This is a genomic window from Micropruina sp., assembly GCF_027492755.1.
Taxonomy (GTDB): domain Bacteria; phylum Actinomycetota; class Actinomycetes; order Propionibacteriales; family Propionibacteriaceae; genus Micropruina.
On record NZ_JAPUED010000119.1, the window covers coordinates 1 to 11,869 of the forward strand.

At 68.5% G+C, this 11,869-nt stretch carries 9 protein-coding genes; 5 read left to right on the top strand and 4 right to left on the bottom strand.

Going from position 1 to position 11,869, the window contains the following annotated elements; all coding sequences use genetic code 11:
* Positions 1-368, bottom strand: a 368-nt coding sequence (locus tag Q0066_RS08525) for a hypothetical protein (protein WP_298131986.1), incomplete at its 3' end; no start/stop codon positions are given.
* Positions 369-617: 249 nt separating this feature from the next.
* Here Q0066_RS08525 and Q0066_RS08530 point away from each other — a divergent pair.
* Positions 618-1,061, top strand: coding sequence for an NUDIX domain-containing protein (locus Q0066_RS08530; protein ID WP_298131987.1), 444 nt, complete (start codon positions 618-620; stop codon positions 1,059-1,061).
* 43 nt (positions 1,062-1,104) lie between these two features.
* On the opposite strand, the gene Q0066_RS08535 is transcribed toward Q0066_RS08530, so the two are convergent.
* The 3 genes from Q0066_RS08535 to Q0066_RS08545 form a co-directional block, all read right to left on the bottom strand.
* A complete protein-coding gene (locus Q0066_RS08535) occupies positions 1,105-2,088 on the bottom strand; it encodes a methionine synthase (RefSeq protein WP_298131989.1) in 984 nt (327 codons plus the stop codon).
* A 3-nt stretch (positions 2,089-2,091) separates the two neighbouring features.
* Entirely contained in the window at positions 2,092-3,168 is a 1,077-nt protein-coding gene (gene mnmA / locus Q0066_RS08540; RefSeq protein WP_298131991.1) for a tRNA 2-thiouridine(34) synthase MnmA, read from the bottom strand.
* Between the two features lie 319 nt (positions 3,169-3,487).
* A complete protein-coding gene (locus Q0066_RS08545) occupies positions 3,488-4,618 on the bottom strand; it encodes a cysteine desulfurase family protein (RefSeq protein ID WP_298131993.1) in 1,131 nt (376 codons plus the stop codon).
* 150 nt (positions 4,619-4,768) lie between these two features.
* Here Q0066_RS08545 and glgX point away from each other — a divergent pair, with 150 nt between their 5' ends.
* The 4 genes from glgX to glgB all read left to right on the top strand — a co-directional run.
* A complete protein-coding gene (gene glgX, locus Q0066_RS08550) occupies positions 4,769-7,021 on the top strand; it encodes a glycogen debranching protein GlgX (RefSeq protein WP_298131995.1) in 2,253 nt (750 codons plus the stop codon).
* A 366-nt stretch (positions 7,022-7,387) separates the two neighbouring features.
* Positions 7,388-9,361, top strand: a complete 1,974-nt coding sequence (locus Q0066_RS08555) for an alpha-1,4-glucan--maltose-1-phosphate maltosyltransferase (RefSeq protein ID WP_298132000.1) — start codon at positions 7,388-7,390, stop codon at positions 9,359-9,361.
* 59 nt (positions 9,362-9,420) lie between these two features.
* Positions 9,421-10,695, top strand: coding sequence for a phosphotransferase (locus Q0066_RS08560; RefSeq protein ID WP_298131996.1), 1,275 nt, complete (start codon positions 9,421-9,423; stop codon positions 10,693-10,695).
* 29 nt (positions 10,696-10,724) lie between these two features.
* The coding region (gene glgB, locus Q0066_RS08565; RefSeq protein ID WP_298131998.1) for a 1,4-alpha-glucan branching enzyme at positions 10,725-11,869 on the top strand (1,145 nt) is incomplete at its 3' end.

Consider the following 11,869-nt stretch of genomic DNA (forward strand, 5'->3'; position numbering starts at 1 on the left):
GAATGCCGGTTGGTGAGCGCGGCACGTACCTTCGTACTCTCCTGCTTCAGCACGTACTCACCGACCGCCCAGGGGTCGGCCAGCTGTCCGGGTCGCTGCGGGTCGGGCACATTGTTGTAGGCCCCGCCGCGCACCTGGGCGGCGACCTCTTCGCGGCGACGGGCATACCAGCCGTCGAACTCAGCCACCGGTCGCTTCTGGTTGAGGTAGTCACCGAGGAACCAGGTGCCCACACCGCCGCCGATCAGCATCAGGCCGATGAAAATCGGGCTCAGCGCCGGATTCACCACCGAGATCGCCGAACCCAGCCCTGCCGCGAGACCGCCGATCAGGATCGCCAGAATTCCCCAGCCACGCCAGATGATCATGCCGTCGACTATAAGAGCCGCACGTGGCACTCTCTGCGCTCGCTCGCGGGCAGAACTCCCCCTTGTCGGCGTCGACCGGAAACGCGCGGCGAGATGGGCGCGCCGTCCGGGACCGTTGTCGCCCGGAGGCCTGAGTACACACCTGAGGAGCGCCATTTCGCGTTGACGTCCGGCTCAGGATTCTGGGCTTGGGCCCGCCAGGTAGCTCGCGGCACTGGCGCATGCGCATGTTCCCGCTACCGTCCTCGGATGAGTTCCCGCATTCGTAACATCGCCGTCGGACTAGTGGTTCGGGACGGCTGGGTGCTGGCCGAGGAGCATGCCGTGATCCCCGGCCATCACCGGTTTGTCCGCGCCATCGGCGGTGGGATCGAGTTCGGCGAACGCGCGGAGGAAGCGCTGCGGCGGGAGTTCCGTGAGGAGTTGGGAGTCCAGTTGAGCAGTGTCGAACTGCTCGCCGTCACCGAGAACCTGTTCCAGCTTGCCGGCGAACCGGGACACGAGATCGTCCATGTGTTCGCCGTCCGCTGCCCCGAACTGGAGCAACTGCCGTTCGGCGCCGCGCGTCCGGTGCTCGACAACGACTCCGTCGCCCGGTGGTACCGGCTCAGCGAGTTGGCCGAGGGCAATCCTCCGTTCTATCCGGACGGCGTCACCGCGTTCGCGATGAAGCTGCAGAACCGGGAAGGATGACCCGGAGCCTGGCGCCGGCCCAAGGCGCCCTCCCAACGGCTCGCTACTGGCGCAGTGCCTCATCCACCAGGCCGGACGCCCTCCGCAGCGCGGCCAGCGCGCTTGAGGCCTGTCGCGGGGTGAACCCTGCCAGGCCACATGCCGGCGTCAGCACCAGCCGGTCCGCCAGTACCGGACCCAGTTCGAGCGGCTGCAGCAGCCGCAGCACCCGTCGGACGAGGTCATCCGGACGCCAGTCGCGCACCGGGCCGGACGTCGGAAGGCAGCCCAGATACAGCTGCAATCCGCCGTCCACGGCCTGTGCCACGGTGTCGATGTCGGCGATCAGGTCCTGATCAACGGACGCCGCGGCGAAGCCGGCGGCGCCGACCAGGTCGATCGGCAGACCCGGCGCGCAACAATGCAACACGCTGGACTCAGTGGCCTCCGCGAGGGGGCGGAGCGCCTCGGCGACCTCCGGCGGGTGCACGGAGCGGTGCCGGAAGTACCCGCCCTCGGTCGGCACCGCGCCGCTCAACACCGCAGGCAGCGACGGCTCGTCGATCTGCAGCACCGGCGTCGCCGACGGCAACCGCCTGCTGACCTGGGCCACCAGCTCCGCGACCCCGTCGGCCAGCGACTGGGCCAGGTCACGACGTGCAGCACGGTCGCCCAGAACCCGTCCGCCGAGCGGCAGGAACAGCGATGAGGCCAGCGTCCACGGGCCCACCACCTGCAGCTTCACCGTGCCGGCATAGTCGTGCGCGTCCTCCTCGAACCTGTCCAGATCGTCGCGCAGGGTCGCCTGGGCACGCCGCTGGTCGATCCCGGGGTGATCACTCAGCCGCCATTCCCCCGCAACCAGCTCGGCCGGCAGTTCGGTCAGGGCGGCGGTACCGCGTCCGATCATGCCCGCCCACGGGCCGCGTCCGGGCAGCTCCGGCAGGTGCGGGAGTCCGCCGTCGGCGCCCAGGGTGTCCATCACCAGCCGGACGGCGGCGGGATAGTCCGTGCCGGGCAGCGACCCGACACCGGTGAAGCCGACCACCGGTCAGCGCCCGGTCGAGGCGATGGTGGCCGAGCCGACGACCCGGTCGCCGTCGTAGCAGACCACGGCCTGGCCAGGGGCGATGCCATGTGCAGGGGCATCCAGGGCCACCGTGATGCCGTCCGGACGACCGTCGATGGTGGCTGGTAGCGGCTCGCCGTGGGCTCGGACCTGCACCAGTCCGCGCCACGGGCCATAGACCGGCTGCTCGGCCCAGCTGGGCCGGATGCCGTCGACCACGCTGACTGCCAGTGCCTCGTGCGGACCAACCACCACTCGGTTGCCGGCCGGCTCGATGCCGAGCACGTAACGGGGTCGGCCGTCCGCAGCCGGGACGCCCAGGTGCAGCCCGCGGCGCTGGCCGACGGTGAACTGGTGGCTGCCGGTGTGCGCGCCCACCACCTCGCCGGCACTGTCCACGAACTCACCCTCACTCGCACCCAGGTGCCGGTTCAGGAACCCGGCGGTATCACCGGAGGGAATGAAGCAGATGTCATGGCTGTCCGGCTTCTTGGCCAGATACAGGCCACGTGCCGCAGCCTCGGCACGGACGTCGGCCTTCGCGGTGTCATGACCGAGCGGGAACAGGCAGCGGCTCAACTGGCGCTGATCGAGCACCCCGAGCACATAGCTCTGGTCCTTGGCGGCCTCCGCGGAACGCCACAACTGAGTACGGCCGTCCGACTCGCGCAGCACCGCGTAATGGCCGGTGGCGATGGCGTCGAAACCCAAGGCGATGCCCCGCTCCAGGACAGCGGCGAACTTGATCTTCTCGTTGCAACGCAGGCACGGATTCGGGGTGCGGCCCGCGGCGTACTCGGCCAGGAAGTCGTCCACCACGTCGGCGGCGAAACGGTCGGAGAAATCCCACACGTAGAACGGGATGCCCAGCACGTCGGCGGCCCGCCGGGCGTCGTGGGAGTCCTCCAGCGAGCAGCAGCCACGAGCCCCGGAACGGTAGGTCTGCGGGTTCTTCGACAGGGCCAGATGGACGCCGGTGACGTCGTGTCCGGCGTCGACCATGCGCGCGGCCGCGACCGCGGAGTCAACGCCACCGGACATGGCTGCCAAAACACGCACCGAAGCATTCTACAAAGCCGTGCGACGCACTCTGGACCACTGGGCCGCGAGCCAGGCTCTAAGGCCGCGCTTCGCGCCGCCCTCGACAAGATCGTCAGCATCGGCCCACCGGAGGGTCTGCCACGCGCTGCCCGCATCGGACTGGCCACTCAACTGGAAACCGACTACGCCTCGGTCGGCGTCAAGTTCGATCGTTCGACCATCGAGATCGGCGACGGTGGAAGCCCTGATCCCGCCGTTGATTTGGCCGACTACATCAATCGCCACTGCCCGCCTCGGACTTGATCCTCCACTAGCTCGACCAACGGGATCTGACAGATCAGCCGAAGGCCGTCCGTGCTCGCTCCACCGCCTCCGGCAACACTGCGAGCACCTTCTCGATCGCGGCGGCGTCGGTGGAGCGACCGAGCGAGAACCGCAGCGACGCGGACGCCTCGTCCGGCGTCCGGCCCATGGCCAGCAGCACCTCACTGGGTTGATGGACGCCCGCGGTGCAGGCTGAGCCGGTTGAGCAGTCGATGCCGGCCGCGTCGAGGATGAGCAGCAGGTCATCGGCACGGCAACCGGCGACGGTGAGGTTCAGGATGGCCGGGCTGACCGGTTCCGCCCCGTTCACCCGGACGTCCTCGCCAGCCGCCGCCACTCCTGCGGCCAGCCGCTCCCGGAGCTCGCGAAGCCGCGACGATTCAACCTCCAGATCGGCCACCGCACAGCGGGCAGCTTCGGCGAAACCCGTTGCCAGCGCGGTCATCGCCGTGCCGGACCGGATCTTCCGCTCCTGCCCGCCGCCGAAGCCGGACGCCGCCAGCGTCAGTTCCCGGCGAATCACCAGCGCCCCGATGCCGACCGGCCCACCCAGCTTGTGCGCGGTCACCGTCATCGCGTCCACCCCGAGCGCGGCGAAATCCAGGGGTAGATGACCGAACGCCTGCACGGCGTCGGTGTGCAGCCAGGCACCGGTCTCGCGGGCACGTGCAGCCACGGCGTCCAGGGACTGCACCACCCCGGTCTCGTTGTTCACCAGCATGGTCGACACCAGCGCGGTCCCGGGGCCGATCACCGACTCGGCCCCCACCACGATCCGGCCGTCGGCATCCAGCGGCAGCACATCCACCCGTCCGGGCAACCGCTCCACGGCACCCGCGACCGAGGGGTGCTCTCCCCCACCGATCACCAGCCGGGGCCGCTCCGGACGCGCACCGGCGGCACCCAGCAGCACCAGGTTGTTGGCCTCGGTCCCACCCGAGGTGAAGACCACCTCGGTCGGAAGACAACCCAAGGACGCAGCCAGAGATTCTCGGCTCTCCTCCAGCAGCCGACGCGCCCGGCGTCCCGCGGAATGCAACGACGACGGATTGCCGGGAAGCTCCCAGACCGCCTCCATCGCGGCCCGCGCCGACGGCAACAACGGGGCCCCCGCGGCATGGTCGAGATAGACCCGATCAGTCATCCGCAACCCTCTCGCTTCGCTCGGACCGGCCCGTCGATACTTGCGTCGTCAGCTACTTGCGGCACTATATGACCCGATACTCCACGCTGGGGGTGCTTTGGCTCGCCCGCGTCCGGCGCATCTGTTCTATACCCGATCCGAAGGCAGCCTATGTCCGAGCCCGTGCCCAGCGCACCGGCCACCACCGTTCCCCTCGGGGCACATCCGCGCGACGACGGCACGGAGTTCGCCCTCTGGGCTCCACGTGCCGAGCGCGTCGAGTTGGCGCTGGTCGATGCCGACGAGCATCAGACCAACGTCGATCTCACGCTCAACCCCGATGAAGGCATCTGGAGCGGTTTCGTTCCGGGTGTCGGCGCCGGGCAGCGCTACGGATATCGGGTGCATGGCGAGTGGAACCCCGAAGACGGCCGCCGGTTCAACCCGGCGAAGCTGCTGCTCGACCCCTACGCCCGCGCGATCACCGGCTATGTCGACTACCGAGGACCGATCAGCGACCACACCACCGAATCGAACTTCGAGAGCGACACCACCGACTCGTTCGGCGCCGTCCCGCTCAGTGTGGTGGTGGCCGACAGTCCGCCGCCCACGCCACTGGCGAAGCCGCTTCCGCTCGACGAGATGGTCATCTACGAGACCCATCTGAAGGGCTACACCCAGCGACATCCCGAGGTCCCCGAGGGGCTGCGCGGCACCTACGCCGGATTCGCCGACGACGCCGTCATCGCACACCTGGTCGAGACCGGCATCAACGCCGTCGAGTTCCTGCCGCTGCAGCACTTCGTCTCCGAGCCGTTCATCGTCGGACGCGGCCTGGTCAACTACTGGGGCTACAACACCCTCGGCTTCTTCGCGCCGCACGCGCCGTACACCAGCGCCACCTCCGGCACCCTGGGCGGCCAGGTCACCGAGTTCAAGAACATGGTCAGCAAGCTGCACGAAGCGGGCATCGCGGTCATCCTCGACGTCGTCTACAACCACACCGGCGAGGGCGGTCACGACGGCCCGACACTGTCCTTCCGAGGCATCGATCACGGCGGCTACTACCGGCTGACCAGCGACAACCGCAACGACTACGACGTCACCGGCTGCGGCAACGCGGTCGACACCTCGAACCCGCGAGTGCTGCAACTGGTGCTCGACTCGTTGCGCTACTGGGCCACCGACATGGGCGTGGACGGCTTCCGTTTCGACCTGTGCACCACGCTCATCCGCGACGATCAGCACCACGTCCGCCAGGATCATCCGTTCAAGCAGCTGATCGCCTCCGACGAGTTGCTGGCCGGCAAGGTGATGATCGCCGAACCCTGGGATCTGGGTCCGTACGGCTACCAGGTCGGACGCTGGGGTCAGGGCTGGTCGGAATGGAACGACCACTTCCGCGGCTTCACCCGGGACTTCTGGCGCGGCGCCACGCACGGCGTCCAGGAGCTGGCCACCCGGCTGTCCGGGTCGTCCGACACCTTCGACCATGCCGGACGCCCGGCGTCCAGCTCGATCAACTTCGTCACCGCCCACGACGGCTTCACGCTGCGCGACGTGGTCACCTACGACCTGAAGCACAACGAGGCCAACGCCGAACGCAACCGTGACGGCACCGACGACAACCGGTCCTGGAACCACGGCTACGAGGGTGAGACCGAGGACGAGCAGGTGAGCGCCGCCCGGCAGCGCAGCGCCCGCAACATGATGGCGATGCTGCTGCTGTCGGCCGGGGTGCCGATGATCACCGCCGGCGACGAGATGGGCCGCACCCAGCAGGGCAACAACAACGCCTACTGTCAGGACTCCCCGGTCTCGTGGGTGGACTGGCACACCGCCGAAGAGTGGTCCGAGCAGACCGGACTCACCCGCAAGCTGCTCAAGCTGCGCGCCGAGCATCCGGTGTTGCGCAACCCGAACTTCCGCACTCACAGCGAAATCCACGACAGCGCCGGCGTCGGCCTGGGACGCTCCGAGGTGGCCTGGTTCTCCGAGCACGGCACCGAGATGACCATCGACAACTGGCACGAGGCCGGACGTCGCACCCTCGGCCAGTACGTCTCCGACCTCGACGAGGCGTTCCTGATCTTCGTGCACGGCGGGGACGCCCCGATCGAGTTCACCCTGCCGGGTCAACCCTGGTCGGTGGGGTGGACGATTGTGGCGCACACCGGACTGGATTCGGAGTTGCCGCATCGTCCGCTGGGCGTGGGCGCCATGATCACCGTGCCTGCGCACACCGTGGTGGTGTTGCACGGGCAGGTGCTGAACCACCCGCAAGCAGTGGCAGCCTCTCCGGTCAGCCCGGAGGTTCCGCACCTGCTCGCCGCCGAGGATTCCGAGGCCGAGGAAGGCGCTGAGCCGGTGATCGGTGACGAGCCGGAGGCTGATCCGGACGAGGCGGGCGCCGACAAGGCCTGAGCGCCTGCTGTCGTCCGGGGAGTGCCGCCATCCGGGATGCTTATGTCATCCCGGACTTGCTCCGGGATCTCCTCTCGGTGAAATACCGGTCGGAAGGAGATCCCGGCGTCCGCCAGGATGACGAACCCTGCCGGGGATCGGAGCCCGCCGGGAGGACGATCGTCCGTCACCGTCATCCCGGGCTCGACCCGGGATCTCGGGCTGCCGCTGCACCTATGAGCTTGCTGTGCCCGTTAGTTCCGGAGTCCGGATTATTACCGTCCGAGGTGCTCCACCTTGGGGGTGTCAGCCGGTAGGTTGACCCGCGTGAGCGAACTGACGAACGCGGGCGACGCCGCCCCCATCGAAGTTGACCTTTCCCCCACCATGACCGGCCCCTTCGGCTTCGGTCGGATCCCCGTAGCGAAGGTGTGGCCGGTGATCGAGGGCGGCGCCTACGCCGCCAAGGCTTCCGTCGGCGAGCTGATCCCGATCCGCGCCAAGGTGTTCCGCGAGGGCCACGACGCGGTGAACGCGTCGGTGATCCTGACCAGCCCTGCCGGGGTGGAGACCCGCGTCGACATGACCCCCACCGAGCCGGCCGGCCTGGACGGCTGGGAGGCCTGGGTGCGTCCGGACGCCGAGGGCGCCTGGACCTTCCGCGTCGAGGGCTGGTCGGACCCGTGGGGCACCTGGCATCACAACGCCGAGGCCAAGCTGGCCGCCGGCATCGACCTCGAACTGGTCTGCCTGGAGGGCAAGGATCTGCTGGAGCGCACCGCCGCGCTGGCCGATGAGGCGGGCGACCCGATCGAGGCGTCCATCCTGCGGGCCACCGCGCAGCTGCTGATTCCGCAGCGCAAGGCGTCCGATCTGCTCGAGGTGGCCAACGGCACCGGACTGGCCGAGGCGATGACCAAGTACGGCCCGCGCGAACTGGTCTCGCCGACCGCCGACTTCCCGCTCTGGGTCGACCGCAAGCGCGCGCTGTTCTCGTCCTGGTACGAGTTCTTCCCGCGCTCCCAGGGCGCGACCTACGACGAGGCCACCGACACCTGGACCTCGGGCACCTTCGACTCCTCGCACGAACGGCTCGAGGCCGCCGCGGCGATGGGCTTCGACGTCATCTACCTGCCGCCCATCCATCCCATCGGCAGCGCGTTCAAGAAGGGCAAGAACAACACCCTGGACGCCACCGAGAAGGACCCCGGCTCGCCGTGGGCGATCGGCAGCGCGGCCGGCGGCCACGACGCCATCCATCCCGATCTGGGCGACTGGGAATCGTTCGACCGGTTCGTGGCCAAGGCCGAGGAGCTCGGCGTGGAGGTGGCGCTCGACTTCGCGCTGCAGGCCAGCCCCGATCACCCGTGGGTGACCGAGCATCCCGAATGGTTCACCACCCGGATCGACGGCACCATCGCCTACGCCGAGAACCCGCCGAAGAAGTACCAGGACATCTACCCGATCAACTTCGACAACGATCCGGCCGGCATCTACAACGAGGTGCTGCGGCTGTTCAAGTTGTGGATGAGCCACGGCATCCGGATCTTCCGGATCGACAACCCGCACACCAAGCCGGTCGAGTTCTGGGGCTGGATCCTCACCCAGCTACGCGAGACCGATCCCGATGTGCTGTTCCTGGCCGAGGCGTTCACCAAGCCCGAGATGATGCACGCCCTGGGCAAGGTCGGCTACCACCAGTCGTACACCTACTTCACCTGGCGGACCACCAAGTGGGAGCTCGAGGAGTACTTGACCGAGCTGTCCGGCGAGATGTCGCCGTTCTACCGGCCGAACTTCTTCGTGAACACTCCCGACATCAACCCGTTCCACCTGCAGTCGGGCAACCCGGCGATGTTCGCCATCAGGGCGATCCTGGCCGCCACGCTGTCGCCGACCTGGGGCGTCTACTCGGGCTTCGAGCTGTTCGAGCACGAGGCGGTGGCCCCGGGACGCGAAGAGTACCTGGACTCGGAGAAGTACGAGTTCCGGCCGCGCGACTACAACGCCCAGCCCAACCTCAACCTGCTGATGGGCACGCTGAACTCGATCCGGCACGCTCACCCGGCGCTCCAGCAACTGCGGCAGATCTACTTCCACCACGCCCCGCACGACGCCGTGATGGCCTACTCCAAGCGCGACGGCGACGATGTGGTGATCGTCATCTGCAGCCTGGATCCGGACAACACCGTCGAGTCCGATGTCTACCTGGACATGGACGCGCTCGGGCTGCCGGGCGCGGAGTCGGTGGATCTCAGGGACGAACTGACCGGCGCCACGTTCACCTGGGGCGAGCGCAACTACGTGAAGCTCAGCCCCGGCACGCCGGCCCACGTGCTGCATGTCCAGAGCGCCTTCTGAGGCGTGCTGACACGCGCCGAAAGCTGTTGCCCGGGACGCTTTCCTGACAGGATGGCACGGTGACCGAACAGCCGCTCGCAGCCTGGTGGGAGGCGATTTCGGGGGCCCGCTGGTTCGCCGGCAAGGGTCTCTCGGCGACCCTCGCCGAGCTGACCCCGCTGCCCTGGCTGACCCCGATCGGGCAGCTTCCCGCCGTCCGCCCCGAGATCGCCACCATCCGATACGCCGGGGGCGCCGACGAGCAGTACCTGCTGCTGGTCGGCTACACGACCGAGCCCGAGGGTGCGGTCGTGGGCAGCGTGACCGAGCCCGGGCTGGGTGCCGTGCACGTGGTTCAGGCGTCCGCGGACGGGGCGTGCATGCGCGCCCTGCTCCGGGCGCTCACCGATCCGGAGCATCCGGCCATGGAGTGGCTCGACGCGAGCGCCATCGACCCCGAGGCACCCAGCCGGGTCTGGCGTGGCGACCAGAGCAACACCACCATCTGCCTGGCCGAGGACCGGTTGTTCAAACTGTTCCGCAAGCTGGAGCCGGGTCGGAACCTGGACGTCGAGGTACTGGCCGCACTGAGCGGCTCGGAGGTCACCCCCGCGCTCTACGGCACGCTGGTCGGCGAACTTCCCGGCGGCGGGCAGGCCGACCTGGGCATGTTCGTGGAACGCATCCAGGGCGTCCGGGACGGCTGGGAGTGGGCTTGCGAGATGTGCGCCGACGAACGCGACATCGCGCCCGAGGCGTCCGACCTGGGCCGGGCGCTGGCCCAGGTGCACACGCGGCTCGCGGACGCCTTCGGCACCTCCGCAGCCTCCGGCGCCGAGCTGGCGTCGGCGATGGTGAGCCGACTGGACGCCGCCGTCGCCCAGGTGCCCGCGCTGGCCGACGTCCGGAACCGGGCCGAAGCCGTCTTCCGCGCTCTCGATGGTGCGGAGCTGGCCACCCAGCGCGTCCACGGCGACTTCCACCTCGGCCAGGTACTGCGCGGCTCCGACAGCTGGACGATCATCGACTTCGAGGGCGAGCCCCTCAAGCCGCTGGCCGAGCGCCGCCGTCCCGACAGTGTCTGGCGCGACGTCGCCGGCATGTTGCGCTCCTTCGACTATGTGCGGGGAGCCCACCCAGATCCCACCTCGAGCCGGGCCGGTGCCTGGTCTCGATCAGCTCGTCGGGCCTTCCTCGACGGGTACTGCAGCAGTGCTGCACCGGAGCCGTCCGTGCTCCACGCCTATGAGCTTGACAAGGCGGTTTATGAGGTGGTGTACGAAACACGCAATAGGCCCGAATGGGTTCACATACCGCTCGGTGCGGTCCATGATGTCGCGGGACGGACGACGTAGCCCGCCCTGCACAACCAGGAGGAGAACTGATGGCACACGATCCAAACGGTGGCTTGACCGGCTGGGATCTCGAAGGGTTCCACAGCGGTGGCGACACCGAGGTGTGGCGCCGGCTCGGAGCTCACCCGGTCACCTTGCACGACGATGAGCGGGGCGAGATCCACGGCACCCGCTTCGCGGTGTGGGCACCCAACGCCCAGGCCGTCCGGCTCAACGCCGATTTCAACTGGTGGACCGGTGACCAGATGCATCTGGTGCCCGGCTCGGGCGTCTGGTCGCTGTTCGTCGAGGGTGTCGGCGACGGGGTGCTGTACAAGTACAACATCCTGGGCGGCGACGGCGTCTGGCGCGAGAAGGTCGACCCGATGGCCTTCTTCGCCGAGCAGGCGCCGGCGAACTCGTCCATCGTCTACACCAGCCAGTACGAATGGGCCGACGACGCGTGGATGGCCAAGCGTGCTGCCACTCGTCCGCACGAGGCGCCGATGTCGATCTACGAGGTGCACCTCGGCTCGTGGCGCAAGGGCAAGAGCTACCTCGAACTGGCCGAGGAGCTGGTCGAGTACGTGAAATGGCAGGGCTTCACCCACGTCGAGTTCCTGCCGGTCACCGAGCATCCGTTCGAGCCGTCCTGGGGCTACCAGGTGACCAACTACTTCGCCCCGCAGTCGCGGCTGGGCCGTCCGGACGAGTTCCGGTACCTGGTCGACAAGCTGCACCAGGCCGGCATCGGCGTCATCCTCGACTGGGTGCCCGGCCACTTCCCCAAGGACGAATGGGCACTCGGCCGGTTCGACGGCACCGCGCTGTACGAGCACGCCGACCCCCGCCAGGGCGAGCACATGGACTGGGGCACCTACATCTTCAACTACGGCCGCAACGAGGTGAAGAGCTTCCTGGTCTCCAACGCCCTGTACTGGGTGACCGAGATGCACATCGACGCGCTGCGGGTCGACGCGGTGGCGTCCATGCTCTACCTCGACTACTCGCGCAAGGACGGCGAGTGGGTGCCGAACCAGTTCGGCGGCAACGAGAACCTCGAGGCGATCGACTTCCTGCGCTACGTCAACAAGCACCTCTACGAGCGGGTGCCGGGCGTGTGCATGATCGCCGAGGAGTCCACCTCGTTCGGCGGCGTCACCAAGCCGGTCGACCAGGGCGGCCTGGGCTTCGG